At 72.2% G+C, this 26775-nt stretch carries 23 protein-coding genes; 6 read left to right on the top strand and 17 right to left on the bottom strand.

The genetic code is table 11. The features are described 5' to 3' along the window. Window positions 1-326: 326 nt before the first annotated feature. The 4 genes from CHB94_RS21765 to CHB94_RS21750 all read right to left on the bottom strand — a co-directional run bounded on the left by CHB94_RS21765 (window position 327) and on the right by CHB94_RS21750 (window position 5356). Window positions 327-1253, bottom strand: a complete 927-nt coding sequence (locus tag CHB94_RS21765; RefSeq protein WP_089338653.1) for a haloalkane dehalogenase — start codon at window positions 1251-1253, stop codon at window positions 327-329. A 502-nt stretch (window positions 1254-1755) separates the two neighbouring features. Then, a complete protein-coding gene (locus CHB94_RS21760) occupies window positions 1756-2652 on the bottom strand; it encodes a formylglycine-generating enzyme family protein (RefSeq protein WP_089338646.1) in 897 nt (298 codons plus the stop codon). Window positions 2653-2687: 35 nt separating this feature from the next. Then, window positions 2688-4454, bottom strand: a complete 1767-nt coding sequence (locus tag CHB94_RS21755; RefSeq protein ID WP_089338645.1) for a sulfatase-like hydrolase/transferase — start codon at window positions 4452-4454, stop codon at window positions 2688-2690. Continuing rightward, entirely contained in the window at window positions 4451-5356 is a 906-nt protein-coding gene (locus CHB94_RS21750) for a bile acid:sodium symporter family protein (protein WP_089338644.1), read from the bottom strand. The genes CHB94_RS21755 and CHB94_RS21750 overlap by 4 nt, the downstream gene beginning before the upstream one ends. A 344-nt stretch (window positions 5357-5700) precedes the next feature. Here CHB94_RS21750 and CHB94_RS21745 point away from each other — a divergent pair, with 344 nt between their 5' ends. Next, window positions 5701-7401, top strand: a complete 1701-nt coding sequence (locus tag CHB94_RS21745) for a SulP family inorganic anion transporter (RefSeq protein WP_089338643.1) — start codon at window positions 5701-5703, stop codon at window positions 7399-7401. A gap of 138 nt (window positions 7402-7539) precedes the next feature. Further along, window positions 7540-8670 carry an AI-2E family transporter gene (locus CHB94_RS21740; protein ID WP_089338642.1) on the top strand — a complete coding sequence of 377 codons (1131 nt, stop codon included), beginning with the start codon at window positions 7540-7542 and terminating at the stop codon, window positions 8668-8670. 71 nt (window positions 8671-8741) lie between these two features. Here CHB94_RS21740 and CHB94_RS21735 read toward each other — a convergent pair whose 3' ends face one another. The 5 genes from CHB94_RS21735 to CHB94_RS21715 all read right to left on the bottom strand — a co-directional run bounded on the left by CHB94_RS21735 (window position 8742) and on the right by CHB94_RS21715 (window position 14529). Beyond that, window positions 8742-9122, bottom strand: coding sequence for a VOC family protein (locus tag CHB94_RS21735; RefSeq protein WP_089338641.1), 381 nt, complete (start codon window positions 9120-9122; stop codon window positions 8742-8744). 76 nt (window positions 9123-9198) lie between these two features. Beyond that, entirely contained in the window at window positions 9199-10173 is a 975-nt protein-coding gene (locus tag CHB94_RS21730; RefSeq protein WP_254920838.1) for a sigma-70 family RNA polymerase sigma factor, read from the bottom strand. A gap of 145 nt (window positions 10174-10318) precedes the next feature. Next, entirely contained in the window at window positions 10319-12070 is a 1752-nt protein-coding gene (locus CHB94_RS21725) for a bifunctional metallophosphatase/5'-nucleotidase (protein WP_217899429.1), read from the bottom strand. Between the two features lie 179 nt (window positions 12071-12249). After that, a complete protein-coding gene (locus CHB94_RS21720) occupies window positions 12250-13935 on the bottom strand; it encodes a hypothetical protein (protein WP_089338639.1) in 1686 nt (561 codons plus the stop codon). A gap of 168 nt (window positions 13936-14103) precedes the next feature. Then, complete coding sequence (locus CHB94_RS21715; RefSeq protein ID WP_089338638.1) at window positions 14104-14529, bottom strand: MarR family winged helix-turn-helix transcriptional regulator; 426 nt, start codon at window positions 14527-14529, stop codon at window positions 14104-14106. A 65-nt stretch (window positions 14530-14594) separates the two neighbouring features. Here CHB94_RS21715 and CHB94_RS21710 point away from each other — a divergent pair, with 65 nt between their 5' ends. Beyond that, window positions 14595-15839, top strand: a complete 1245-nt coding sequence (locus CHB94_RS21710; protein ID WP_089338637.1) for a GNAT family N-acetyltransferase — start codon at window positions 14595-14597, stop codon at window positions 15837-15839. Window positions 15840-15860: 21 nt separating this feature from the next. On the opposite strand, the gene CHB94_RS21705 is transcribed toward CHB94_RS21710, so the two are convergent. The 3 genes from CHB94_RS21705 to CHB94_RS21695 all read right to left on the bottom strand — a co-directional run bounded on the left by CHB94_RS21705 (window position 15861) and on the right by CHB94_RS21695 (window position 18871). After that, complete coding sequence (locus CHB94_RS21705) at window positions 15861-16451, bottom strand: hypothetical protein (RefSeq protein WP_089338636.1); 591 nt, start codon at window positions 16449-16451, stop codon at window positions 15861-15863. Between the two features lie 6 nt (window positions 16452-16457). Further along, entirely contained in the window at window positions 16458-18140 is a 1683-nt protein-coding gene (locus tag CHB94_RS21700; RefSeq protein ID WP_089338635.1) for a PHP domain-containing protein, read from the bottom strand. Window positions 18141-18379: 239 nt separating this feature from the next. Further along, window positions 18380-18871: a ribose-5-phosphate isomerase gene (locus tag CHB94_RS21695; RefSeq protein ID WP_089338634.1), complete on the bottom strand. Its 492-nt coding sequence runs from the start codon at window positions 18869-18871 to the stop codon at window positions 18380-18382. Window positions 18872-18897: 26 nt separating this feature from the next. Between CHB94_RS21695 and CHB94_RS21690 the strand changes: the two genes are divergently transcribed. Together CHB94_RS21690 and CHB94_RS21685 are read left to right on the top strand one after the other, a co-directional pair. Next, window positions 18898-19575, top strand: a complete 678-nt coding sequence (locus CHB94_RS21690; protein WP_089338633.1) for a DUF429 domain-containing protein — start codon at window positions 18898-18900, stop codon at window positions 19573-19575. After that, window positions 19572-19928 (top strand): MBL fold metallo-hydrolase, encoded by a 357-nt coding sequence (locus CHB94_RS21685; RefSeq protein WP_089338632.1) that lies wholly within the window; start codon window positions 19572-19574, stop codon window positions 19926-19928. The genes CHB94_RS21690 and CHB94_RS21685 overlap by 4 nt, the downstream gene beginning before the upstream one ends. 34 nt (window positions 19929-19962) lie before the next feature. On the opposite strand, the gene CHB94_RS21680 is transcribed toward CHB94_RS21685, so the two are convergent. Both CHB94_RS21680 and CHB94_RS21675 read right to left on the bottom strand, forming a co-directional pair. Beyond that, a complete protein-coding gene (locus CHB94_RS21680; protein ID WP_089338631.1) occupies window positions 19963-20718 on the bottom strand; it encodes an SDR family oxidoreductase in 756 nt (251 codons plus the stop codon). A 133-nt stretch (window positions 20719-20851) separates the two neighbouring features. After that, entirely contained in the window at window positions 20852-21514 is a 663-nt protein-coding gene (locus CHB94_RS21675; RefSeq protein ID WP_089338630.1) for a mycothiol-dependent nitroreductase Rv2466c family protein, read from the bottom strand. A 153-nt stretch (window positions 21515-21667) separates the two neighbouring features. Between CHB94_RS21675 and pepN the strand changes: the two genes are divergently transcribed. Next, window positions 21668-24211, top strand: coding sequence for an aminopeptidase N (gene pepN / locus CHB94_RS21670; protein ID WP_089338629.1), 2544 nt, complete (start codon window positions 21668-21670; stop codon window positions 24209-24211). Window positions 24212-24397: 186 nt separating this feature from the next. On the opposite strand, the gene CHB94_RS21665 is transcribed toward pepN, so the two are convergent. From CHB94_RS21665 to CHB94_RS21655, 3 genes are read right to left on the bottom strand one after another with little or no spacing between them, the layout of a single operon-like run. After that, the gene (locus CHB94_RS21665; protein WP_089338628.1) at window positions 24398-24868 is read right to left on the bottom strand and encodes a DUF5130 family protein; all 471 of its coding nucleotides are present in this window, start codon (window positions 24866-24868) and stop codon (window positions 24398-24400) included. Window positions 24869-24923: 55 nt separating this feature from the next. Next, on the bottom strand, window positions 24924-25307 hold the full coding sequence (gene ctaJ, locus CHB94_RS21660) for an aa3-type cytochrome oxidase subunit CtaJ (RefSeq protein WP_089338651.1): 384 nt from the start codon (window positions 25305-25307) through the stop codon (window positions 24924-24926). Between the two features lie 29 nt (window positions 25308-25336). Further along, complete coding sequence (locus tag CHB94_RS21655; protein ID WP_089338627.1) at window positions 25337-26770, bottom strand: amidase; 1434 nt, start codon at window positions 26768-26770, stop codon at window positions 25337-25339. Window positions 26771-26775 lie beyond the last annotated feature (5 nt).

Here is a 26775-nt window from a genome sequence, read left to right as displayed (position 1 = left end):
CGCCGTCCCACCCGCCCGCGAATCCAGCAGCGCGCTGAACAGGTCCGAGGTCACGTGGGCCATGACCCATCGTGACGTGACGCTCGCCGGCGTCCCCGGACCGAGCACCTTCCGCAGGGCCGTGTCGAGCGCGCGCCGGGTGCCGGATCGGGGACCTGTGACCAGCGCGGCACTGCCAGATGACGAGCGGTCACGGGGCGACCCGACCATGCCCAGGGACGGCCAGGGGTGACGACGACGGTCAGTCGGTCGTGCCCGATGTCCTGGTAGTGGGCACCTCCGGCCGGAGTCAGGCCCAGAGTGCGAGCCGCAAGACAGAACAGCGCTCATGCGACAGGCTTCGAGGGGGTTGCGGCGATCAGGTCGACGACAACCCGGGCGAGCTCCGGGCCGACGTCCTCCTGCAGGAAGTGCCCTCCCCCGGCGAGCGTGGTGTGCGGCATCCCGTGCGCGCCCGGAACCAGCTTCTGGAACACCCGGTCGCCGCCGCCGGTGATCGGGTCGCCATCGGAGAACGCGGTGAGGAACGGCTTGCCGAAGCGGGTCAGCTCCTCCCAGGCAGCGCGGTTGGCCGCCGAGGCCGGGTCGTCCGGCCGCGTGGGCACCAGGCTGGGGAAGACCCGGGCGGCCGCCTTGTAAGAGTCGTCGGGAAACGGCGCGTCGTAGGCAGCGACGACGTCGACGGGCAGCTCGGTGACCGTGCCGTTCTGGACCACCCGGCCGACGTCGAACCGCTCGGCGGTCGCGGCAAAGCGCTGCCAGGCCAGAAACGCCTCGCTCATGGGGTGGTCGCCGGTCGGCAGGCCGGTGTTGGCTGCTACCACGCGGACGAACCGGTCGGGGTGCTCGCCCACCAGGCGCAGGCCCAGGAGGCCGCCCCAGTCCTGGCACACGAGGGTGACCTCGCGCAGGTCCAGGCGGTCGAACAGAGCTTGCCGCAGCCACTCGACGTGGCGGGCGTAGCTGTGATCCCCCTGCTGCGCCGGCTTGTCCGACCGGCCGAAACCGACCAGGTCCGGGACGACGACGCGCAGGCCCGCGGCGACCAGCACCGGGATCATCCGCCGGTAGAGGAAGGACCAGGACGGCTCGCCGTGCAGCAACAGCACCGTCTCGCCATCGTCGGGCCCCTCCTCGACATAGGCGACGCGCAGCCGGCCGCCATCGAGGTCGTCGACCTCGACGTACCGCGGCGCGTACGGAAAGTCGGGCAGATCGGCGAACCGCTCGTCGGGCGTACGCAGCGTCTCCATGGCCCGACGGTATTGCCCGCCGACCACCCGGAGAAGGTCGGCCACCCGAGTCGAGGGACGTGATCATCCTGGCCAGGCGCGAGCAGACCAACGGTCCCCGACCCAGCGCGAGGCCGTCGGGCTTCAGTGCCAGCTGCTCACCGACCAGTGTCTCGCCGCGCTCGCCGGTCGCTGGCAGTCGGCCGACGTGCTCAGACTCCGGTTCGGTGAAGCCACTGCGCTGCGCCGGTCCGACGTCCTGCCCGGCGGCCGGCTGCGCGTCGAGCGCTCGGTCCGGCGCGTCGGCGGGCGGTGGGTGGTCGGCGGTCACGCGAGCCCTGTCGGACGCCACAACGAGCCGCTGACCAGCACAGACACGTCGACAACGTCCCGTTTTCCAAGCTGGATGCCGATTCGCTCCCGGTCACCGCCCACGCACCGAGCAGCACATGTGGACGTCACGCCCTCGGCCAACGTCAGACGTCGGCCCCGAGGAAATCGTCGAGATCGTCCCGGAGCCGTCCTACCCGACGTCCAGCGCGCACCGGAAGCCGATGTGGCTCGTCGCGGAGTCACGATCCTGGGGTTGCCGTGCGGCGGGTCGGTAGCGCAGGCAGTACTCGGGAGCGCAGAGGTGGGATCCGCCCTTGACCACGAAGGCATCGCGCGGGTGCTCGGGGCCCGTGTGGAGGCTCCGAGGGTCGACGGGAACGCAGCACGCAGAGCCGGCCGCCTCGGGGTGGGAGGAGGTCCACCGATCGGCCGTCCACTCCCAGACGTTGCCGATCAGGTCCACCGCACCGTAGGGATTGGGCGGATAGGCGCCCACTGGAGAGGTGGTCGGCCACCCGTCGTCTCCGGTGTTCCAGTAGGGGAACGGCCCCTGCCACGTGTTCGCCAGGTGGCGGCCCTCCGGGCACCGCTCGTCGCCCCAGGCGTAGACCGTCTCCCCCACGCCCCCACGGGACGCGAACTCGTGCTCGGCCTCCGTCGGCAACCGCCGTCCAGCCCAGTCCGCGTAGGCCTGCGCGTCCTCCCACGACACCTGGGTGACCGGGTGGTCGGAGCGGTCGTCGAGCACCTGTCCGCCGGGCCCCTCGGGAGATCGCCACGAGGCCCCCGGCACCCAGGACCACCACCGCGACGGGTCCCGCAGCGGGACCGGACCGGCGGAGCCGGTGAACACGAGCCCACCCGGCACGAGTGCCCGCGGATCCACGCCCGGGTAGTCGCGCGGGTCGGGCGTGCGCTCGGCCACCGTGACGTAGCCGGTGGCCTCGACGAAGCGCGCGAAGGCCGCCACGGTCACCGGCGCGCGGTCCAGCAGGAACGCCGACACCCGCACCCGGTGGGCAGGCCGCTCCTCCGGGTAGAAGTCGTCCGAGCCCATGGTGAAGGTCCCGCCCGGGACCAGGATCATCCCGGCTGGGATCTCCGTCCCGGGTGCCGCCCGGCTCAGAACTCGTCCTCCGGACGCTCCGTGGTGCCGGGGGCCGAGTCCTCCGAATTCTCCGCGGTCGGGGGGCCGGGCTCGGCCTGCTGCCCGCCGGCCGAGTCGTCGGCTGCGACGTCCTCCTGCCGGTAGCGCACGTTCCGGGTGCCGAAGAGGTCCAGGTCGAAGGGGGGCTCGTCCTCCCCCAGCTCGGTGTCGATGAGGGCGACGAGTTTCTCGAGCATCGACGCGACCAGCTTCTCGTCGTAGTCGGGGTGGGACGGGTCCCCGATGTTGCGCATCTCGCCGGGGTCGTCGACCAGGTCGTAGAGAGCCACGTCGGAGGTGGCGTGCAGCTCCTCGACCGTCCGCGGGGTGTCGTACTGGGTGGGCGAGAACCAGCGGACGAGCTTGTACCGCCCGTCGGACACCGCGCGGAAGAAGGTGCGCTTGTCCATGTCCGGCGCGCCGTACGTCTCCCCGACCCTCCGGCAGTCCTCGAGCGTCCTGTCCGGACCGTGACCGAGCTGGGCCAGCTCACCCAGGGCGCCCTGGATGGCCCACTCGGGGTCGAGGGAGTTGATGCCGTCCCAGCTCACCAGCGCGCCGTCACCCGGATCGGAGGTGGAACCGCGCGGCGGGACCACCCGCTCGGGGGCTTCGAAGACGGGTCGCAGGTCCCGCCCCTTCAGCGCCGGGTAGCGCTCGCGGATCGCGGCCTCGTCGAGCCCGGCCCAGGACAGGAAGGTCGTGGCGAGATCCAGGTGCGAGCCCACGGCGTCGGACTGCACACCACTGGGCCCGTCCGGGGTGACCACCGTCATGTTGACGACCGAGGCCTCCTGGAAGGGGATGGCTCCCTTCTGGGTCATGCGGTGGGCGCCGTTCATCTCGCCGTGGTCGGAGGTGAAGACCACGACGGTGTCGCGCCACAGGTCCTGGGCGTCGAGCTCGTCGAGGATCTCCTTGAACGCCTGGTCGACCAGCCGGAGGCAGTTGATCAGGTAGTTCCGCCGGACCTTCCACAGGTCCTCGCGGCCGTCGGGGATGCGGCCGTAGTTCCACTCGGTGTTGCGCTTGTAGGAGTGCACCCCGTAGGGCTGCCCCTCCAGGTCGTCGGAGAAGTTGTCGGGCAGTTCGACGTCGAAGTCCCGGAAGAACCCGAGGTCCTGCGGCGGATGGGTCAGCGGGGCCATCGTGCCGTTGGGGTGGGCGCGTTCGTCCTCGCCGGCCCGCAGGAACATGACGTCGTGGGGGTTGACCATCGACGAGACGAGGAACCAGGGCCGGTCCTTCGGGCGCTTGTGGCGCAACCAGTCGACGGTCTCGAAGGCGACGGTGCCGTCGAGTTGCGCGCCGTGCAACGGCGCGCCCCAGTTGTCGCCCCAGGCCTGGTAGTCGGAGAAGCCGTAGCCCTCCAGCGCCTCCGACGAGCGCTCGGGGTGGGACAGGTGCCACTTCCCCTTGAATGCGGTGTAGTACCCCTGCTCCCGCAGCATCGTGCCGACCGTGGGGATCGCCTCGTCGAGCACGTCGATCCACGCGAAGTTGGTGTTGTCCCAGAGACCCACCTTCTTGGCGTGCTGGCCGGTCCACATCGTGGCGCGGGACGGGGTGCACTGCGGCACCGTGCAGTACTGGTTGCCGAGGCTCACCCCCGCCCCCACGAGTCGCTGGATGGCCGGCAGGTCCACACCGGGGGGCAGATCCATGTGCACGTCCCACTGGTCCATGCAGAGCACCAGGATGTTGGGGCGTCGCTGGCCGGCTCTCGCAGTGTCCTCGGTCATGCGCTCTGCCTCTCGGATCGGCGGTGGGGTGGGTCGGCGACGGCGGCGGGGATCAGGACGGAGAAGTCGTTCTCGTCGTTCATGACCTTGGCGGCGGCGATGAGCAGCACGACACCGAGCGTATTGACCAGCGTGATGACCACCAGGACGCGCGGGTCGTCGAAGTTGCTCTTGGCGACGATCAGGGCGGCGGCGGTGCCCCGCTGGGCCGTGGCCAGTCCGACGACGTCCTGCAGGTGGTCGTGGCCGTCGCCCATCATCCAGCCCAGGAACAGCGCGAGCGCCAGCACCACCGTGCCCACGGCGATGGCCTTCCACAGCTCGGGGTCGGTCATGCTGGGCAGGTAGCCGACGGTGATCGCGATGATCAGCACGTACAGGGCGACGTTGGAGATCATGGCGACCCAGGGCTGGACGGCGGCCACGAGGTCCTCGGCGAACTGCCGGGCGATCATGCCGATGACCAGCGGCAGGATCATCTGCTGCAGGAGGCTGCCGACCACCGTCCCGGTGTCCACCGTCAGACCCTCGACGACCAGCGGCAGCGCGACCGGCAGCACCACCACCGTGGCCACCATGAGCACCAGCAGCACGGTCGCCGCCAAGGCCATGTCGGCGTCCGAGACGTTCGCCAGCTTGATCAGGAACGGCGCCCCGGCGGTCAGGGAGAACAGCAGGAGGCCCGCGGCGTAGACCGGCTCCAGCGAGACGACGTCGGTGGCCGCGATCATCAGCGCGGGGACGACCACCAGGTTGATCACCAGCATGCGGAGCAGGAACGCGCGGTTGTCCAGGTGCTCCAGGAGCCGCGACGGGTTCTGCGTCAGGCCCATGTTCAGCATCGAGCTGACGACGAAGACGGTGACGCCCCACGAGCCGACGGTCTGGAAGGTCTCGAACAAGCGGCACCCCGCTCCACTCGCTGACCCTCTGTCTCAGGGGTGCCCTCAACCTAAGGAGGGGTCCGCAGGTCGGCAATTCCGCGGCGGGCAGCCGGCGCCCCAGGCGGACGAACGGGCTTCCTGACGCGGAACTACGGTGGTCGATGGCTGGCACCGACCACACCGGCTCGTGGCGAGGTGCCCGGTACGTCCTCGGCGTGGGGCCTCGGCGCCGGGTACTCGCCGGGGTGGTGCCACACCGCGCGGCGCTCCGACGTCCAGCCGGGCCGGCGTGCATGAGAGACGTGGACGACGTGGGTCCGAGCTGAGGACGCGGGCTGCCGAGCTGGGCTAGGAGCGCGGGGATGGGCGAGGAGAAGACGGGGACGGCGCGGAAGGACACAATCCGCCGGCGGCTCAAGGACCTACCGCGCGATGCCCTCGCCGGGGTGGTCAACGCGGTCATGAGCGTTCCCTCGGCCATGGCGACGGCGACCATCGCGGGTGTCAACCCGGTGTACGGCCTCTACGCCACCGTGGTCTCACCTCCGGTAGGCGGCCTGTTCGCCAGTTCCCAGCTGATGCAGATCGCCACCACGAGTGCCTCGGCGCTGGCGGCGGGGCAGGCCATCTCCGCGTACCCGGCCGAGGAGCGCGGCCCGGCGCTGTTCCTGCTCGTGCTCATCGCGGGGGTCTTGCTGCTGGCGTTCGGCCTCCTGCGCGCAGGCAGGCTGGTGCGGTACATCTCCTATCCGGTGACGACCGCGTTCCTCTCCGGCGTCGCCGCGGTGCTCGTCATGGACCAGGCCGCCCAGTTCGCGGGTTACCAGACCGACCGCAGCACGAGCCTGGGCTCCTTCGTGCAGCTGCTGCTGCACGTCGGCGAGTGGAGCTGGCGATCGGTCCTGGTCGGCAGCATCGCCCTGGCGATCATGATCGCGCTGGGCAGGACGAAGCTGTCGAACATCTCCTCCCTGGTGGCCCTCGTGGTGCCCAGCGTCGTCGTCTACCTCTGGCAGCCGGCGAACGTGCGGATCGTCGACGACGTGAGCGCAATCCCGTCGGGACTGCCTCCCTTCGCCCTGCCCGACCTGAGCCTGCTCAGCGTCGACCTGGTGCTCTCCGCCTTCGCCGTGGCCGTGGTCATCGCGGTGCAGGGCGCCGGGGTCAGCCAGAGCGCGCGCAACCCGGACGGTTCCCGCGCCGACGTCTCCCGGGACATGCTCGCCGAGGGGGCGGGCAACACCGCGGCCAGCTTCTTCTCCGGCATACCCACCGGCGCCTCGGTGAGCCAGACCGCGCTCAACCACCAGGCGGGCGCCCGGAGCCGGTTCGCGATGGTCTTCCACGGCCTGGCCATGCTGCTCGTCATCCTGGTGGCGGCCCAACTGGTCGGCCAGGTACCGATGCCCGTGCTCGCCGCGATCGCGATCGTCGCCGGGTTCTCCGCGATCCGGTACTCCGCCATACGTTCCACCTGGTCCGTCGGCGGCACGGCGCGCTGGGCGCTGGGCGTCACCTTCTTCGCCACGCTGCTGCTGTCGATCCCCGCCGCCATCGCCGTCGGCGTGGTCATGACCATGCTGCTGTTCATCTACCGGGCGGGGCAGACGGTCGAGGTCCACCAGCTCACCCTGACCGACGACGGGGAGATCCACATCGGTGACGCGCCTGAGACGCTCCCGCCGCGTGACGTCACCGTGCTCGACGTCTACGGGCCGCTGTACTTCGCGGCCTCCCGCACCCTGCGCGAGCGCCTGCCGGCCGCGGGGTCGGCCGACCGGTCCGCTGTCGTGCTCCGCATCCGTGGCAACAGCCAGATCGGTGCCACGTTCATCGAGGAGATGAACGACTACGCGCAGGAGCTGGGGAAACGCGGCGGACGGCTGTACCTGTGCGGCATGACCGACGACCTCGCCGACACGATGCGCCGAGCCGACCGGTTCGCGCTCGGTGACGAGGTCGTCCTCGTGCCGGGCACGAACGTGCTCGGATCCTCGCTGCGCGAGGCGGTACGGGACGCCCGGACCTGGCTCGACGGTCCCGACACCGACGACGACAGGTGAGACCTGACTCCAGAACCGCCACGAGGCCGGCGCATGGATCAAGGACTCCGCACCGGTCGTGATCCCGTCGATGTCGGAGTTGCCACGACAGTCGTCCTTGCCGGGGCACCTGGTGCGCGACGGTCCTAGGTTGACCGGGTGACGACGCCGGCACGCGACCGCCGTCCCTATCCGCGCTGGCTGGAATTCGGTGCGGGCGTCGCGGTCCGCTTCCTGGTGATCCTCATCGCGGTCGGCGCGGTGGTGTGGATGGCACTCCAGGTCACGCTCGTCGTCACCGCTGCGGTGCTGGGGTTCGCGGTGGTCTCGATGCTGTGGCCGATGGTTCGGTGGCTGCGCAACCTCCGGGTACCGCCCGTGCTGGCCGCCATCGTCTGTGTGCTGCTCCTGCTCGGCGCCTTCGCCGTCCTCTGCTACTTCGTGGTCTCCCAGATAGTCGCCAACATCCCCGCGCTCGTGGACGCCGGCGCTTCACTGGTGGACTCGTTCACCACCTGGGCGGCGGACCTGCCGCTGACCGATGACTCTCCGCTGGCCCGGGAGGCCCTCGCCCAGCTGGAGGCCACGGTCGGCGCTGTCCTCAGCGGGCTGGGTTCGGGTCTCTTCGCCGGCCTGGGCGCTCTCGGCGATTTCGCCACGGTGCTCGGCGTGGCCATCTTCTTCGCCATCTTCGCGCTCACCGGCGGGGACAAGCTGTGGCGGCAGTTCTGCGGGCTGCTCCCCGAGGACACCCGGAAGCCGGCCACCGATTCCTTTCGAGCCGTCATGACCACGACCGGCGGGTGGTTCTACGCCTCCACGCTCACCGGCTTGATCGACGGCGTCCTCATCGGGGCCGGACTGCTCGTACTGGGGGTGCCCCTGGCCGTTCCGATCGCAGCCCTGACCTTCGTCCTGGGTTACATCCCGCTGGTCGGTGCCACGCTCGCGGGCGTCGCCGCGGTGGGCGTCGCCTTCGTCGCCGGAGGATGGGGGACCGCGATCTGGGCGCTGGTCATCGTCCTCGCCGTCCAACAGCTCGAGGGCAACGTGTTGTCCCCCCTGCTGATGTCCCGGGCGGTCGACTTCCCGCCCCTGGTGACGCTGCTGCTGACCACCACAGCGGGGCTCGCCTTCGGCATCGCGGGGCTGTTCCTGGCCGTTCCCGTGGTCGGCGCGATCGTGGCCGCCGCCACGACCTACCACCGGAGCAGGGGCACGCGATCGTCTCCGTCGGCCGCTCCCCCACCGCCGCCGGGATCGACCGCAGCCCCTGCCACGGAGTCGTGACCGCCGGTACCCGTGCTGGCTGCGATCAGCCGGGAAGAGGCGTCCTCGGAGACGACGGCCCGCAGGCCCCCTCAGTCCTGCTGCAGCACCGAGAGGACGTTGCCGGCCGGATCGGTGAACCATGCGATCAGCGGGCCGCCGGCCCGCATGATGCCCCCCTCGTCGGTGGGCGGGTCGTCGTAGTGCTCGAAGGCGACGCCGCGCGCGACCAGTTCGTCGACGGCCTTCTCGACGTCGGGCACCGGAAAGTTGAGCACGGTGAAGGTGGCCGGCGTGTGCCCTGACTTGGCGTAGACGAGCACGTCGGCGCCGCTCCCGAGGTGCAGGCGCAGCAGCCCGCCCATCTCCGGCACGTCGGACACCCGGAGTCCGAGCGTCTCCTCGTAGAAGCGGCGAGCCTTCTCCAGATCGTCCACGGAGAAACCGCTGAAGGCCGGGCTGTCGGTGAGCACGGTCGTCCCCTTTCGTTCGGGCCTGGAGGTTGGACCGGCCGGCGGCGACCAACTCATCGGCGTCGAGGTCGCGGGGTCAGTCCACGCGGGCCGGCAGGCCGAGCTGACGGAACAGGCCGTTGTCGAGGTCCAGGAAGCTGGTGATGTGCGCGATCCGCCCGCCCGACACCTCGAGCTCGTGCAGCGCCCACGGCAGGCGGCCGCCGTCCTGGCTGGGCTTGTACTGGGCGAAGGCCGGCGATCCGTTGGCGTCGACGCGGATCAGCACCGAATCGCGGCAGGCGCTGCCGGGCCCGACCATCCACGCGCCGATGTCGGAGGCGCCCCGCAGCCACATCTCGAACGGCGGCATGTGCTGGGTCGCGTCCTCGTGCAGCAGCCGGACGAACGCGTCGATGTCGTACCGCTCGAAGGCTTCGACGTACCGGTCCAGCAGGTCCTGGTCGTCGGGGTCCAGGGGACGGGGGTCCAGGACACCCCCGGCGGCGGCCAGCGTGGCGCGGGCCCGCTGCAGCGCGCTGTTCACCGAGGCCACCGTGCTGTCGAGCAGCTGGGCCACCTCGTCGGCCTTCCACCGCAGCACCTCGCGGAGGATGAGGACGGCGCGCTGACGTGGCGGCAGGTGCTGCAGCGCGGCGATGAAGGCCAGCCGGATCGACTCCCTGATGACCGCCCGTTCCGCCGGGTCGGCATCCTCCGGGAGCACCTGACGGTCGAGCACGGGCTCGACCCATGCCGTCCCGGGTCGGCGGGCGGCGAGCGACGCCTCGACCGGCTGCCACGGCGACCCCGACAGATCCATCGGAAGGGCCCGACGCTGCCGGCCGGACAGCTGGTCCAGGCAGACGTTGGTGGCGATCCGGTACAGCCAGGACCGCAGCGCGGAGCGGCCCTCGAAGTCGGCGAGCCCTCGCCAGGCCCGCACGAGGGTCTCCTGCACCGCGTCGTCGGCGTCGAAGGCGGAGCCGAGCATGCGGTAGCAGTAGCCGGTCAGCTCGCGCCGGTGCTCGAGCAGCCGGGGGTCGAGCTGGTCGGTAGGACCGAGTGCCACGCTGGTCACTGGAGACCACCCCTCCGGATCGATGTGCGCGTCAGCACAGCACAGGGGACCGACATCGCGGGTGCCTCGCTCCTCCACGCACCACCGCCCCGGCCGGACGGAGGTCCCGCGGGGGCGGTGTGTGCGATGAGGGAGGTCAGCCGATGAGCGGCACGCCGTTCCGGACCAGCCGCCAGTTGGCGCGGAAGAAGTCCGCCGGGTCGATGACGCCGTCGGCCTGCGCGCGGTCGATGAGCAGCTGGCGGATCTCCTGCTGCTCGTTGTAGACGACCGGCGCGGTGGAGATGCCCGGGAAGCCACCACCGCCGCTGCGCCGGTAGTTGTTCACGGCCACGACGAACCGGTCGTCGTCGGCCACGGGCGCGCCGGCGTGCGACAGCCCGACGATCCGCTGGCCGATCGGCTGCGAGACGTCGACGTCGTAGTCGACGCCGGAGAGGACGTCGTAGTTGTAGTCCGGGATCCCGTTGGGAGCCTCGGGCACCACGGCGTTGGTGATGGTCTCGGGGTCGACGTCCCCGGTGGCCGGCACCTGCTCGAAGTACCGGGCCGAGTGCTCGAGGTAGGTCCTGACCTGGGCGCCGGTGAGCTCGACGGCCTCGAGCGTGTTGTCGTAGATGTAGAGCCCCGCGATGTCCCGCACCGTGACGTCGCCCCTCGGGAAGACGGCGTCCCGGCTGAACGGAGCGGCGATCGAGAGCACCGGCAGGTCGGCGCGGTCGGTGCCCGCCAGGGCGGCATCCACCGTGTCGGTCTGCACGTCCTGGATGAAGTCGAGGATCGCCGTGTCCTCGTACCGGCTGGTGCGCGCCGAGAGCTCCTGCGCCGACGTGGCCACGACCTGGTTGACGTACTCCACCGTGCGCGCGTGTGCCTCGGCGGTGGCCGCCAGCACCTCGGGCGACTCGGGGGCCGCCTTGGTGCGCAGCGCGGTCGCCGCCGTGCCGACGACGTCCCACTGCCCGCGGACCTTCCGCAGGTCGAAGTCGACCTGGGAGACCGTCGCGCCCCAGCGGTAGGGCTGGGTGAGCAGCACGTCCTGGCCGGTCACCTCGTTGCGGACGACCTGCGAGGGCGCGTCGCGGTGGGTGTGTCCCACGACCATGGCGTCGATGCCGGGCACCGTGCGGGCGATGACGTCGCTCGGGTTCTCGGTCGGCACGTCCGGGCCGTAGGACGACGTCGACCCCACACCGGCGTGCGACAGCACGACGACGACGTCGGCCTGGGCGTCGACGACCGGGACCCACTTCTCCGCCGACTCGACCATGTCCTCGAACCGCACGCGGCCCTCGACGTTGCCCTTGTCCCAGATGGCCGAGCCCGGAGTCGTCAGACCCAGGATGCCGACGGTCACCGGCTTGTGCCCGGGGACCTGCATCCGGTGCAGCGTGTAGGGCTGCTGGTACGGCCGGCCGGTGGCCTCGTCGACCACGTTGGCGCCGAGCACCGGGTGGTCGACGTCCTCGGTGTAGGCGTCCAGCAGGTCCAGCCCGTAGTTGAACTCGTGGTTGCCGACGACCTGGGCGTCGTAGCCGATGGCGTCGTAGGCGGCCGCCATCGGGTGCTCGACGCCGGTCTCGGTGATCGGCTCCTGCCGGGCGTAGTAGTAGGCCAGCGGCGTGCCCTGCAGGAAGTCGCCGTTGTCGACGACGAAGACGCTGTCCTCGCCCCTCGCCTGGCGCACCGAGTCCACCACGGAGGCGACCTTGGCCAGTCCCGTGGTGTCCCCGGACCGCTCCGAGTAGGTGCGGTTCGCGAAGTAGTCCCAGTTCTGCGCCCGGCCATGGAGGTCGGTCGTCGCCAGCATCGTCAGCCGGAGGGTGTCGCCGCCCTTCGGCGCCGCCGACGCCGGTGCCGCCGTCCCCACGGTCATGGCGAGCGCCACCGCGCCCACCGCCCACGTTCCACGCCTTCTCCTCCGGGCGTTCCTCCTGACATGTCGCTGCACGGTCGCTGGAAGCTAACCGACAGCAACGACGACGTCGGTGTCCCCGGATGAAGTACACGCGAAGTTCCGGTGCCCCGCCTCACCTGTCACACACCGACGGCGCAGCGCGCGGGAGCTCACTGGTAGCTGATCAGGTCCGGCCGGGGGCTCACGTCGGCCATCGTCTGCTCGGGCGTGAGCATCGGCTTGTCCTCGTCGTAGAAGTTCTTCCAGCCCCAGAACAGCCCGGCCGGCGGGTTCGCGTGCAGCGCGCGCCACGTGGCCTGCTTGTCGCCCTGGGAGCCCTGCCCGTCGGCGTGCACCATGACCGCCAGCTCGTCGCGGGAGGTGTCCAGTCGCTCGCGGCCGTCGATCATCCGCAGCTGGAACTGGTGCAGGACCAGCAGTTTCTGCGGCAGCACGTGCTCCCGCGTCAGGTCGGCCAGCCAGCCGATCAGCCGGTTGACCTCGTCCACGCCCACGGAGCCGACCTCCCTCAGGTGGACCCCGTTCGGGCTCAGCCGCCACTCCGGGTCCAGGGCCAGGCCGACGTGTGGCAACTCCAGCAGCGCTTGATAGCGCTGGGCCTGGGTGAGGAAGTCGGTTCGGCCGGGCTGCAGGTCCAGGACGACGTACACGCCCGCCTCCCCCGCCGCCTCGACCCACGGCCGCAACTGCTCCACATCGGCCTCGGTGGAGTAGTCGCCGTCCGCGCCGGGCGCCGTGGACGCGACCGTCGCGATGATCTCGAACGCCGGGACGACGGGGCCCTCCACGAGAGTTTCGTACGGTGCGGCGTGGGCGCGCGCCCGCTCGATGCTGCCCTCCAGGTCCTGCTCACCCAGCACACCCAGCGCTCCGGTACCGGGATGGCCGTACAGCGCGACCAGCAGCCGCCCCGGGAACAGCACCTGGCCACCACCGGGGAGCTGCATGCCTTTCACCGCCGTCTCGACCTTCCAGTCCAGGCCGTCCTCCGCGGCGAAGCCGGCGCCGATGGCCACGACGGCCTCGGGCGCCGCCTCCGCCAGGGCGTCCAGTGCGTCCTCGGACCTCCGCGGGTCGGCCTCGCCGCTGGTCAGCGACACGGTCGCCCCGGCGGCGCGCGCGGTGGCCAGAGCCGCCGTCGATGCGGACTCGCCGGTGGCCAGGACCACCGTCCCGGTCAGTGGTTCGGCCCGGTCCACTCCGGGCAGCCTCGCGGCGTCCGCATCTGCGGAGGACGAGGCCGGCGCCTCCGGGAGCCGCAGGGCCACGGGGGCGGCGGGATCCAGCGCGGCCACACTGGCCGGGTCGTTGCGGGAGGTCACCGGCTCCGCCGGCTGGAAGTCGAGCCCGGTCGCGGCCGCCACCGCCCCGGCGTCGGCCGGAACGGCGAGGACGTCGTGGCCGGCCCGCCCGTCGCTCGCCCCGGTGGCACGGTCGGCTGCCCGGCCGTCGGCCTCTCCCACGGCGAGCACCGTTCCGCTGCCCAGCCGGCCGATCTCCTCTGCCAGGACGTCGTGCGCCCCGTCGCCCTTCGGCTCGAGGAGCAACGGCACGCCCAGGCCGACCGCCGCCGAGGCGGCCAGGAGCAGACCGGCGCGGTCGCCGTCGCGGGCCACCACGACGACCGGCGAGCGGTCGAAGAGCGTCCGGCTCATGGTCGCCGCCGCGGCCACCGGATCGGCGTCCGCGATCATGGTGAGGCGGTGGTCCGGGGCGGACGCCGACACCGCACGACGCGGCTCCCTACGCTCGGGTTCGGCCTCGTCGGAGAAGGCGGTGCAACCGCCGGCGCAGAGCGCCAGAACCAGGGCGATCAGGAGCACGCGGACGCGCACGGGTACCTCCCCCTCCTCGGCACGCCGGTGGCACGGGCTGGACGATGACGGCGCGGCCGTGCCGAGACCTTACGGGCCGATATCGCACGTGAGGCCCGGCGCCGGCCCGGCAGCGAACCTGGGCCGGCGGCCGGCTGCCACCCCACGAGCGTGCGTCGGGGGCCGCGCTCAGTCCTCGGGGCGCTCGAGAGCGCGCTGCACGTTCTCGACCATCCGGCCGAGCACGAGGATCGCGTGCTCGTACTCCTGGGCGGACAGTCCGTCCGCGACGTGCTTCCGGACCCGGCCGACCGCCGCGGCGACCCGGTCGTGACCGGCCCGCCCCTCCGCAGTGAGGGTGAGGCCGTCGTCGGTCGAGCGCTCCACCCAGCCGCGCTCGACGAGGTCGGTGACCACGGCGCCGACGTCCCCGGGGAAGTCGGCGAGCGTGGCCCGCAGGTCGCCGCTCGCTCCCTCCGCCAGCGAGTGCAGGACCTGCCAGTGCCGGCGGGTCAGCTCCTCACCGGCGACAGCGGAGTCGACGGCCTGCTCCAGCAGGGCGTCCAGACGCCTCACCCACCAGCCGATCGGCCGCTGCGCCTCCATGTCGGGCATCCTGGCAGCGTCCTCGGCAGGGAACTCGATGGCGCCGCGTCGGACCGGCCCGGTAGACACCTCCCGTGGCCGACGATCTCGATTCCCGACTGCGCCCGGCGACTCCCGCGGAGTGGCCCGCGTTCCGGCAGCACATGGCCGCGGCCCTGGGCATGACCCCGACGGGGCCCTACCAGGACACGCCGCCGCCGGTGGCCGAGCTGGACCGATCGCTGGGCCTCTGGGACGGCGACCGCATCGTGGCCACCTCCGGCATCTACAGCCGCTCGCTGACCGTTCCCGGAGGCGTCGTTCCCTGTGCCGGCGTCACGTGGGTCAGCGTCGCCCCCACCCACCGCCGCCGGGGCGTCCTGACGTCGATCATGCGCCGCCAGCTCACCGAACTCCACGAGCAGCAACGTGAGCCGGTCGCGGCGCTCTGGGCCTCGGAGTTCCCCATCTACGGGCGGTTCGGCTATGCGCCGGCGACCGCACGCGCCGAGCTGACCGGGCGAACGGAACGGCTGCACCTCCGGCCGGACGTCGACCTCGGCTCCGGCCGGGTCGATGTCGTCGAGGAGGACGCCTACCGCCCGGCGGCGGCCGCCCTGCACGAGTCGGTGCGCCGGTCCGTGCCCGGCAACCTGGCCCGCGACGACCGCTGGTGGGACCGCCTCATGCGCGACGAACCCGAGGACCGTCACGGGGCGACGGCGCGCCGGTACCTGCTGCACACCGAGACCGACGGGACGGTGACCGGCTACGCCTCCTACCGGGTGACGCCGCGATGGGCCGAGACCGGCGAACCGGATGCCACGCTGACCGTCGAGGAGGTGCGCGCCACCAGCACCGCGGCGTACGCCTCGCTGTGGCAGGTCCTGCTCTCGATCGATCTGGTCCGCACCGTGCGGGTGCTCCGGGCCTCCCCCGACGACCCGCTCCGCCATCTGGTCACCGACGGCCGGGCCCTGACCGGTGTTCCGCTGGACGCGCTGTGGGTGCGGCTGGTCGACGTGGACCGCGCCCTGGCGGCCCGCCGCTACCCGGCGCCGATCGATCTGGTCATCGAGGTCAGGGACGAGTTCTGTCCGTGGAACGCCGGCCGCTGGCGGCTGGCGGGACATCCCGCCGGTGGCTACTGCGGGCGCACCGACCTCGATCCCGACCTGGTGCTCGGCGTCGAGGAGCTCTCCGCCGCCTACCTCGGCGGGACCTCCCTGGCCGCTCTGCAGGGGGCCGGGCGCGTGACGGAGGTGAGCCCGGGTGCGGTGACGCTGGCGGCCACGGCGTTCGGCTGGCCGGTCACCCCCTGGTGCCCGGACGAGTTCTGAGCCCAGCCGTCTCCGCGGCCGTCAATGGCCGTCGCAGCACGGATGCTGATCCCGCTGCTCGAACGGGCACACTTCGCCGTCGTCCCAGGGGATCACCGGGAGCCGTACCCGCCCGTCGGCCAGCTCCAGGCGCACGTACCCGTTGGTGCGGAGCAGCGGCGACGCGTCCTCGGCCACCCCGACCCGGACCACGTCCTCCACGACGGTTCGCTCGACCAGCTCCTCCAGGGACAGCTGCTCCGGCAGGTCGGCCTGCCCCGGGAACCGGACGACCCGGCCCTCGGTGCGGTCGCGGTGAGCGATGGCCGAGGCCAGCGCGTGCGCCATGTGCGTCTCCTCACCGCCACCACGCACCAGCCCGGTCCCGTCCACCAGCCCCCAGCCACCCCCCGACGCATCGGCCAGTTCGGCGAACTGCACGACGGCCTGCTCCCCGCGCTGCGTCTGGAGGGAACCCGCGTAGTGACCTCCCTCGGCCGCGCGAACCTGGTGCGTGACCACCCACGGGGCCCCGCCCAGCGCCTCGCCGAGGCCGAGCACCCGGTGCTCGACCTCGGCGAGTGCGGCCAGTGAGGCACCGCCGGGAACGCACATGGCGATCCAGCAGTCCATGCGGGCTCAGACCACGTCGACGAAGACGGGGTTGGCGTAGAACCAGAGGTCCTGCCACGGGTCGCTGTTGCCGACGGGGTCCTGCCGGGGCTCGATGCTCCCCGGGGCACTGACGTTCCCGTCGGTTCCCCGCAGACGCAGGTAGAACGACCGGTCGACCGCGCGGAAGACGTGGTTGATCACCATCTCGCCGCCGCCCCGGACCTCGAAGGACTTCGTCACCCCGGTGGCGGGCGCGCTCATGGCGTCGCGGTCGCCCGTGGGACCGGTGACGGGGCCGGAGATGAGGTCCACCCTGGCCAGCCGGGGGACGTCGCCGTGGGCGTTCGGAGTGCGGCGTGGGGTGATGCGCACCTGCAGGTGCACGTCCTCACCCCTGCCCACGGTCACCTTCTCGCCCAGGGTCCCGGGCGGGTTGCTCCCGCCGCTGCCGCGGACGGTCACCACGAGGCCGTCGATGAGGTCGCCGTGCCCCACCCAGACCCGGCCGGCGCGGAGCGCGTCCATCACGCCCATGTAGGAACGGTCGGCCGCCCCGACCCAGGTCCGGGAGTAGTAGCCGGGCCAGAAGTCGCCCCGGTCGTACCGGGGTGTGCCGGTGGACACCGGGTCGCCGTACCTGCCGTTGGCGTTGAAGTACGCGGAGTTGTCCTGCCCGGGCGGGCGGATGCGGTCGTCGGCCCAGACGGAGTGGGCGTCGGAGTTGGCGGTGATGAACCAGGGGCGGCCCTCGGCCAGCAGGGAGTCCCACAGTCCCCCGACCTTCGCCGTCATCCAGTCGAAGCCCCCGAACGTGCGATAGGACTCCAGCGGGTAGCCGGGGAAGCTGGCGGCGCTCGGCGAGCCGGTGTAGAAACCGCGGCCCGAGCCGGGGCCGTTCGGGGTGGGGATGGACGCGGCCTGGTGCCCCGGGGCCCCCTCCATGCCGATGGCCACGCGCGGATCGGCCTCCTGCCACTGCCGGATCTCGTGCGGGGAGTCGATGCCGCGGCGGGCAGGGTGGTTGGCGAGGAACAGCGCGCTGGGGGTACGCCCGGAGAGCATCTGCTGCCCCAGCCACCGGATGGCATCGACGGCGTGCTGCTCGTTGGCGGGCGTACCGGCACCCCACCCGTTCACGGTTCCGTCGAACTGCTGCTCGAACTCCTTGAGCACCGTGAGCTCGTTGCTGTTCGGCGCCACGAACACCGTGCCGTGCTCGGCGGCGGGGATGTTCCACTCCAGGCCCTGGAAGACGAGCATGTCGCGGAGCTCCGACCGGGCCGCGACGATGTCGGGGTTGACCTTGTCCACGCCGATGCGGGCGTGGGCGTTCGAGCCGTGGTCGGTGATGACCAGCCAGTTCACACCGTGGCGACGGGCCTCCTCGACCTGCGTGCGCACGGTGTAGAGCCCGTCCGAGCTGTACTGGGTGTGGATGTGGTGATCACCGTTGAGCCAGACGAGGCCCTCCAGCCGCCCCCGCCCGCCACCGGGCGCCGCGGTGGCGGGCCTGGGCCCGGCGAAACCGCCGATGGCCAGGCCGGCGCCGACGACGCCGGCCGCCTGGAGGAACCGGCGGCGGGACACGTCGGCCGGTCGCAGTTCGGTGTCGGGGATCGTCAGGTCGCTGTAGTCGGCGCCCCCGTGGTCGTCGTGACCGTGGTCGTGGTGGTGATGGCCGTGCGGGTGGTCGTGGCGACCGGACAAGAGGCGCTCCTCTGGGACGTCGGCGGGCCGACGTCCGGCCCTCCACCGATCCTGTCCAGGGAGGTGACCGGAGCGCGTGCTCCCGGTGACCGACGGGTGACGCGCGAATGAGAAGTAGTGCCCGCCGGTCGGCGTTCCGCGCCCGTCGGGTTCTCCCGTCGGCGCGCGCTACCCCTCCGGGAACCGGGCCTCCGCGGAGCGGTCCACCGGGGCCAGGAGGGCGCCGCCGCCCACGGGCGTCACGGGTGCTCGGGGCGCGTGGGCAACCCTCCGGACGGGCGGTGGCGGTCGCGCTCGTAGTCGCTGATCAGGCCGATCCGGCGGACGTGCCGCTCGTCCTCGCTGAACGGCGTCCGGAGGAACTCGAGGACGAGCTCCGTCGCCTCCTCCGGGCTGTGCTGCCGGGCGCCGATGGAGACGACGTTCGCGTCGTTGTGCTGGCGGGCCAGCTGCGCGGTGGCGACGTTCCAGACGAGCGCGGCACGCACGCCGGGCACCTTGTTGGCCGCCATCTGCTCGCCGTTGCCCGAGCCCCCGATGACGACGCCGAGCGAGCCGGGCTCGGTCACCGTGCGCTCCCCCACCTCGAAGCAGAAGGGCGGGTAGTCGTCCTGGGCGTCGTACTCGAACGCGCCGCAGTCGACCGGCTCGTGGCCGGCGTCGGCGAGCGCCTGCTTCAGGTGCTCCTTGAACTCGAGGCCTGCGTGGTCGGTACCGATGAAGACGCGCACGGCCGCGAGTCTGTCAGGCTCCCGGCATGGCGGTGCTCGGGGTCGACGGCTGGCGCGGGCGGTGGGCCGGGGCCCTGCTCGACGAGGGGACCGTCACCCTCCTGGACCTGCCGGACGTGGCCGCCGTCCTCGCGGTGCCGGCCGTCGAGCTCGTCGCGATCGACATGCCCATCGGGCTGTCCGAGACCGGCGTCCGGGCCTGCGACGTGGCGGCGGCGCGACGCCTCCGCGGGCTCGGTGCCGCCGGCTCGGTCTTCCCCGCGCCCGTGCGGACCGTGCTCGGTACTGACGACTACGCCGAGGCCCGGGCCCTCTCCCGGGCGGCGACCGATCCCCCACGTGCCCCGTCGGCACAGGCCTTCCAGCTCGTGAAGGCCATCCGGGAGCTCGACGACGCACTGGGCGAGCCGCCGACCGACCGGGTGGTCGAGGTGCACCCGGAGCTGGCGTTCCGAGCGCTGGACGCGGGCGTCAGGGAACGGAAGGGCAGCGCGCGCGGGACCGTCCAGCGGCTGCGCGCCCTCCGCGCCGTGATGGACGTCGAGGAGGCCTTGGCCCGGGCGCCGGTGGGCATCCCCCTCATCGACGCCCTGGATGCCTGCGCCGCGGCATGGTCGGCCCAGCGGCTGGCGCAGGGGCGGGGCGAGTGCGTCGGGGACGGCACGACCGACCGCCGCGGACGTCCGATGCGGATCTGCTGGTGAGCGCCGTCTGGCAGGAGGTGGCGCAGGGCGTTCTCGTGCGGCGCCACCCCGAGCTGGATGTCAACTGCGGGCTGGTCGCGGGCGACGGCGCCTGCCTGGTCGTCGACACCCGACCCCAGCTGGGCGAGTCGGCCGACCTGATCGCCGCGGTCCGGCCGGTCACCCCGCACCCGTGGACCGTGGTCAACACCTCCGCGCACTACGACCACTGCTTCGGCAACGCCGCCTTCCGTCCCGCGACGGTCCGGGGCTCGGGGGGCTGCGCCTCAGCACTGGTGGCGACGGCGGAGGACCAGCACGCCGCCGTCCTGGCCGAACTCCGCGCGGACGGGGACGAGCCGGAGCGGAGTTGATGCGGACCGCGCCGGTGGACCCACCCGACGCCCTTCAGGTGAGGCGGCGGACGACCGGGAGGGGAAGCACGCGGAGCAGCCCGGCCACGGCACGCCACGGCCACTCCGGCACGTAACCGCGCACCGGCTCCCGCTCGATGACCTCGGTGAGCGCCTGCACGCCCTTGTCGAGGCCCACCGTGAAGGGGCCGCGGCGGCCGACGTTGATGTCGGTCTCGATGTAGCCGGGCAGGATGGTCGAGATCCTGATCTGCGAGCCGTACACGTCCGACCGCATGCCCTCGGCCAGCGCATTCAGCGCCGCCTTGCTCGCCCCGTACGCCGTGCGGGTGCCGCGCATGCCGCGGATGGAAGCGACCGAGGAGATCAGCACCAGATGGCCGGCGCCCTGCGCGCGGAACAGCTCCATCGCCGCCTCGCACTGGGCGTGCGAGCCCAGGACGTTGGTGAGCAGCGTCGCCCGGTTCGCCCACGCCTTGCCGGTGCCGATCGAGGCGCCCTTGCCGATCCCGGCGTTGACGACGACGCGATCGAGGCCGCCGAGCTCGTCGGCCAGCGCGGGAACGACCCGGGCCACGGCCTCCGGGTCGTCGACGTCGAGCGCCGCCGTCGTCACCCGGATGCCGGGGTGGCCCGCCAGCAGGTCCTTCTCCAGCGCATCGAGCAGCTCGGCGCGCCGGGCGACGAGCGCCAGATCGCGACCCATGGCGGCGAAGCGGCGGGCCATGCCCTCGCCGAGTCCGGAGCTGGCACCGGTGATGAGGATGCGCTGGCGAGTGGGGTGCGGCACCGCGACAGCATGCCCAACCCCGTCACGGGCCCTGCAGGGGCCCGCCGCCGGCCCCGTCCCGAGGCTCGCGCCGAACTTGCGCGGCGTGAGGAGGACGGGGTCCTCCCATGGCGGGGGGCAGCGGGGTCCTTCTTCAGCGGCGGGTGAGCTCGAGGGCGTCGGCGGGGACGGAGTCCATGTCGGGGCCGGAGAGCCGGGTGCGCTTGAGCTCCCAGAAGTCGGGGAGGTTGGCCAGGAGGACGGCGCCGTCGAACGCCTTGCCGGCGTCCTCGCCGGTGGGGACCTTGCTGATCACCGGGCCGAAGAATGCGACGCCGTCGATGTGCATGACCGGCGTGCCGACGTCGTCGCCGACCGGGTCCATGCCCTCGTGGTGGCTCTTCTCCAGCGACTCGTCGTACTCGGTGGAGTCGGCGGCGGCAGCGAGCTCGGCCGGGAGCCCGACCCGCTCGAGCGCGGGGGCGATGATCTCGTCGAGCTCGAGCCCCTCGTGGTGCCGCAGCGTCCCCATCGCGGTGTAGAGGTCACCCAGGACGCCGTCCCCGTGCTGCTGGGCGGCGGCGATCGCGACCCGGACGGGGCCGATCGCCTTCTTCATCGTGTCCTGGTAGTCCTCCGGGAGGTCGCGGCCCCGGTTGAGCACGGCGAGGGACATGACGTGCCAGTGCAGGTCGATGTCGCGCACCTTGGTGGCCTCGAGCACCCACCGGCTGGTCAGCCAGGCCCAGGGGCACAGCGGGTCGAACCAGAAGTCGACCCGGGCCTTCGTGGGGGCGCTCTGCACTGCGTCGGTCATCGTCCGGCTCCTCACGGTCCGTTGCCCGGCCGATCGGCCGGGCGTGCTGCTCCACTGCCAATCCGGATCGCTGTCGTCTTGTTCCCGGGGGTGGGACCGATCCGCTGCAGAGCGGGAGAAAAGGTGTCGCCCGCACATGGGAAGCTGCCAGGTGTGGCCGTACCCAACCTGACCCGCACCGATGCCGCTGCCCGCGCCGAACTCCTCGCCGTGCAGAGCTACGACCTCCAGCTCGACGTCACCGACGGCGACGGGCACCCCGGCGAGCGCACCTTCCGCTCGGTCACGACCGTCGAGTTCGCCTCCCGGCAGGCCGGGGCCGAGACGTTCATCGACCTGGTCGCGGAGACCGTGCACTCCGCCACGCTCAACGGCGTCGAGCTGGACGTGAGCAGCTACACCGAGGAGGGCGGACTGCCTCTGCCCGGGCTGGCCGAGCAGAACACCCTGGTGGTCACGGCCGACTGCCAGTACTCCAACTCCGGGGAGGGGCTGCACCGCTTCGCCGACCCGGTCGACGGGCAGGTCTACCTCTACACGCAGTTCGAGCCGGCCGACGCCAAGCGCATGTTCGCCTGCTTCGACCAGCCCGACCTCAAGGCCACGTTCACGCTGCACGTCGTAGCGCCGTTCGACTGGCAGGTCATCTCCAACAGCGGTGGCCGCACGATCGAGGCGGGGCCCGCCGGCTCGCAGCTGGCGCACTTCGAGCCCACGAAGCGCATCTCCACCTACCTGGTGGCGTTGATCGCCGGGCCGTACGCCAAGGTCACCGATCTCCACGAGGGCATCCCGCTCGGGCTGTACTGCCGCGCCTCGCTGGCCCAGCACCTCGACGCCGACGAGCTCTTCCGCGTCACCAAGCAAGGCTTCGACTTCTACCACCGGGTCTTCGACTACCCGTACCCGTTCGACAAGTACGACCAGCTCTTCGTGCCCGAGTTCAACGCGGGGGCCATGGAGAACGCCGGCGCGGTGACCTTCCTGGAGGACTACGTCTTCCGGTCGAAGGTCAGCCGCGCCACCTACGAGCGCCGCGCGGAGACGATCCTCCACGAGCTCGGCCACATGTGGTTCGGCGACCTGGTGACGATGCGGTGGTGGGACGACCTCTGGCTCAACGAGTCCTTCGCGACCTACATCAGCACGCTCTGCCAGGCCGAGGCCACCGAGTACACGACGGCGTGGACCACCTTCGCCAACACCGAGAAGGCCTGGGCCTACGCGCAGGACCAGCTGCCCTCCACCCACCCGATCGCCGCGGACATCCCCGACGTCGCCGCGGTCGAGGTCAACTTCGACGGCATCACCTACGCCAAGGGCGCCTCGGTGCTCAAGCAGCTGGTGGCCTACGTCGGCCGCGACGAGTTCCTCGCCGGGGTGCGCCGCTACTTCCGCAAGCACGAGTTCGGCAACACCACCCTGGCCGACCTGCTCGCGCCGCTCGAGGAGAGCTCGGGCCGCGACCTCGGTGAATGGGTCGAACAGTGGCTGAAGACCAGCCAGGTGAACACCCTGCGCCCGGTCTTCGAGCTGACCAACGACGGCCGGTACAAGAGCTTCGCGATCGAGCAGACGGCGGTCGAGGAGCACCCGGTGCTGCGCAACCACCGGCTGGCCGTCGGCCTCTACAGCGAGGGCCCGGACGGGCTGACCCGCACCGCCCGCGTGGAGCTGGACGTCGCCGGTGCCCAGACCGAGGTCACCGAGCTCGTCGGGCACCCGGTCGCCGACCTGGTGCTGGTCAACGACGACGACCTCACCTACACCAAGCTGCGGCTGGACCAGCGGTCACTGGGCACACTGCGCACTCGCATCGGAGCCATGCCGGACCCGCTGGCCCGCGCGCTGTGCTGGTCGGCGGCCTGGGACATGACCCGGGACGCCGAGCTGCCGGCCCGCGAGTGGGTGCAACTGGTGCTGGCCGGGGTCGACGCGGAGAGCGAGATCAGCGTCGTCCAGGCGCTGCTGGCCCGGGTCCAGACCGCGCTCCGGTCCTACGCCGACCCGTCGTGGGCGCCGACGGGGTGGGCCGCTCTCGCCGACCACGCCATGAGCGCCCTGGAGGCGGCCCCGGCCGGCAGCGACATGCAGCTGCAGTGGTCGCGGACCCTGGCCAGCGCCGCCCGGACCGAGGAGCACGCGGCCGTGCTGCGTGGTCTCCTCGACGGCTCGCGGACGGTGGAGGGCCTGGAGGTGGACACCGACGCCCGCTGGGCCTTCCTCTCCGGACTCGTGGCCATCGGGGCCGCCGGTGACGCCGAGATCGACGCCGAGGCCGAGCGCGACGCGACCGCGACCGGCGTCCGCAAGGCCGCCACGGCCCGGGCCCTGCGCCCGACGAAGGAGTCGAAGGAGGAGACCTGGCAGAAGGTCTTCCACGACGACGAGATCCCCAACGCCGTGCACGAGGCGACCTTGCTCGGCTTCTGGCACCCGGCTCAGCAGGAGCTCACGTCCGGCTACGTCGAGCGGTACTTCGACGAGATCCGCCCGCTGTGGGATCGCCGGCCAGGGGAGATCGCCAAGAACGCGGTGCAGTACCTGTTCCCGCAGATCGTCGAGCCGCGGACGATCGCGGCCGCCGACGCCTGGCTGGCCGACACCGAGCAGCCGGCACCGCTCCGCCGGCTGGTCTCCGAAGGCCGCGACGGGATCGCCCGGGCGCTGCGAGCCCGGGAACGGGACGCCATGTGATCCGTCGACCTCCGGCCGACACCGCGGCCAGTACAAGGACCCCGCTGCCCCCCACCGCTCGCAAGCCCGCGGCGGGACCCTGCAGCAGGGCCGGCCGACGCTGAGCGCTACCCGCTCCTCTGCGCGAAGACCTCCGGCCCCCACGCGTCGGGCCGCCTCGCGGGGCGTGCCGCGCTCAGCGGGTGCTCAGTGCGGATGGCGGAGCGCAGCCGGGTGACCGGCCTGGTCCGACAGCTGCCGGAGCCCGTTGACGATGCCGCCGACCAGGTCCCCCGCGGCGAATGACGTCGTCATCGACAGGACCGCCAGCGCGCAGGCGCGGTCGGGCAGCCGGCGTGAGGCGCCGGCCCCGGTGACGACCTCGACCACCTTCTGGCCGGGCGAGACCGCGATCAGCACCGAATCCGTGGGGTTGCCCCCGGAGCGGGCGTGCAGTTCCTCGGCCTGGGCACGCGTGCGCGCACCGAGGTCGCCGATGTAGAGGGTGAAGCGCAGACCCGTCTCCCGGGAGGACATGGTCAGCGCCTCGTCCAGCCGCGCGAGCTCCTGGAAGCTGAAGATCTCGTCGAGCGGCGAACCCTCGATCTCGTCGGTCCGCGCGGGCGCGGTGTGGGTCGTGGCCGTGTCGTGGGACTCGGCTTCCAACGCGCGGGTCATCGCCGTCCTCCCGGAGCGGTGGTCATGGAGTGGGTCATGGCTGCGCCGGTTCCCGTCACCAGGTCCCGCGGGCGCCGCCGAGCGGTCCCGCGTTCACCGGCCGGGGGGCCACGTGCGCCCCGTGACCGCCGGCACCGTGCGCGTCAGAGGCCCGGGACGTGTCGGTGTTCCTCTCCTCGGGCTGCTCCGGATACATCGACGAGCCCAGAGCCGCCGACGAGCTGCCGGGGACCGCGGCCGCGCCGGGCGCGGGTTCGTGCCCGCCGGCGCCGACGTTCTCGGGATGCGGCTCGTACCAGATCGGCGCGTGGTCCCACGGCTGACCGGGCTTGTACCGGGTGCGCTTGCGCCCACCCGGCAGGAAGATCAGCAGCGCCAGCAGCACGTAGACGGCCAGCGGGATGCCGACGAAGACGAGGATGGTCTCGGCGACGGTCACGCTCGACAACTTACCGGCAGGCCTCTGGTTCAGCCGGTCCGCTCCCACGGCTCGGGGTGCCGGTGTCGCCACGGGCGTGCCTCCTCCACCTGCGCGGACAGGGCGAGCAGCGTCGCCTCGTCGGCCGGCCGGCCCACGAGCATGCTGCCGATCGGCAGCATGGCCTGGGTCCAGTACAGCGGCAGGCTCACCGCCGGCTGGCCGGTCACGTTGAAGACCGCGGTGAACGCCGCGTACCGCTTGTTCCGCTCGAAGTCCTCGGCGCCGTCCCCGTCGGCGTCGAACCAGCCCAGCGGCCGCGGGGTCATCGTGCAGACCGGGGCCAGCAGGACGTCGTAGGCGGCGGTGGCCTGCAGGAACCGTCGGGTGAACAGGCGCAGCGCCATCATCGACTCCATGGCCACCTGGGCCGACATCGCCAGGCCGCGTGCCCGCAGCTCCCGGGTCAGGGGCCGCAGCTCCCCCGCCCTCGAGGGCGGTACCGGCAGCGTGGCGCCCGACAGCGCCCACACGCGCTCGAAGGACGGGAGCACCTCCGGCCCGAGCAGACCGGTGGGCACGTCCTCGACCTGGTGACCGAGGCTCTCAAGCAGCGCCGACGCGTCCTCGAAGGCGTCGGCGACCTCGGGCTCCAGCTGGACGTCGGGAATCGGCGTGGCCAGCCACCGGCCGACCCTCAGCCGCCCCGGAGGGCGCTCCACCGCGCCGAGGAAGCTCTGCCCGGCCGGGAGCGGCGGTGCCCACGCGTGGTCGCCCAGGACCGGCCCGGCCATGGCGTCGAGCATGGCGGCGGCGTCCCGGACGGTCCGCGCCAGCGGCCCGTTGGTGCCCAGGCCGGTGATGTCGGCACCCAGGGGCGCGTTGCTGATCCGGCCCCGGCTGGGCTTGAGGCCGACGATCCCGTTGATGCTCGCCGGGATGCGGATCGACCCGCCCCCGTCACTGCCCTGGGCGAACGGGACCATCCCGGCCGCCACGGCGACGGCAGCCCCGCCGCTGGAGCCGCCGGCCAGCAGCGAGGGGTCCCACGGGCAACGGGCCGGCCCGGCGAGGTCGTTGTCGGTGTAGCAGGGATAGCCGAACTCGGGGGTGTTGGTCTTGCCGAGGCTGATGGTGCCGGCGGCGGCGAGCCTGGTGACCACGGCGTCGTCCACCTCGGGGACGAAGTCGGCCAGCACCCGCGATCCGAACGTCGTCCGGACTCCCGCGGTGTTGTTGAGGTCCTTGATGGCGGTCGGGACGCCGAGCAGGGGGGGCAACCGGCCGCCGGTCCGGAGCAGCGCCTCCGCCCGGGCGGCAGCGGCGAGGGCCCGGTCGGGGGTGACGGTGATGAAGGCGCCGAGCCGGGCATCGAGGGCGTCGATGCGCGCCAGCGAGTGCTCGACCAGTTCGGTCGGGCTCACCTCCCCCGCCCGTACGGCGGCGGCCTGCTCCAGGGCGGTGAGGTCGTGCAACCGGGTCACGGGCG

It is taken from the genome of Blastococcus mobilis (assembly GCF_900188025.1).
In the GTDB taxonomy this organism is placed as follows: Bacteria; Actinomycetota; Actinomycetes; order Mycobacteriales; family Geodermatophilaceae; genus Blastococcus_B; species Blastococcus_B mobilis.
The sequence above is the reverse complement of the archived record's forward strand: the minus strand, read 5'-3'. Positions and strand labels throughout refer to the sequence as shown.

Coding starts and splice junctions, on each gene's coding strand:
- CHB94_RS21745 (WP_089338643.1), top strand. CDS start 5,701: ATGGGCGAGGAGAAGACGGGGACGGCGCGGAAGGACACAATCCGCCGG.
- CHB94_RS21665 (WP_089338628.1), bottom strand. CDS start 24,868: ATGACCCGCGCGTTGGAAGCCGAGTCCCACGACACGGCCACGACCCAC.
- CHB94_RS21760 (WP_089338646.1), bottom strand. CDS start 2,652: ATGATCCTGGTCCCGGGCGGGACCTTCACCATGGGCTCGGACGACTTC.
- CHB94_RS21715 (WP_089338638.1), bottom strand. CDS start 14,529: ATGCCCGACATGGAGGCGCAGCGGCCGATCGGCTGGTGGGTGAGGCGT.
- CHB94_RS21755 (WP_089338645.1), bottom strand. CDS start 4,454: ATGACCGAGGACACTGCGAGAGCCGGCCAGCGACGCCCCAACATCCTG.
- CHB94_RS21675 (WP_089338630.1), bottom strand. CDS start 21,514: ATGACCGACGCAGTGCAGAGCGCCCCCACGAAGGCCCGGGTCGACTTC.
- CHB94_RS21690 (WP_089338633.1), top strand. CDS start 18,898: ATGGCGGTGCTCGGGGTCGACGGCTGGCGCGGGCGGTGGGCCGGGGCC.
- CHB94_RS21765 (WP_089338653.1), bottom strand. CDS start 1,253: ATGGAGACGCTGCGTACGCCCGACGAGCGGTTCGCCGATCTGCCCGAC.
- CHB94_RS21705 (WP_089338636.1), bottom strand. CDS start 16,451: ATGGACTGCTGGATCGCCATGTGCGTTCCCGGCGGTGCCTCACTGGCC.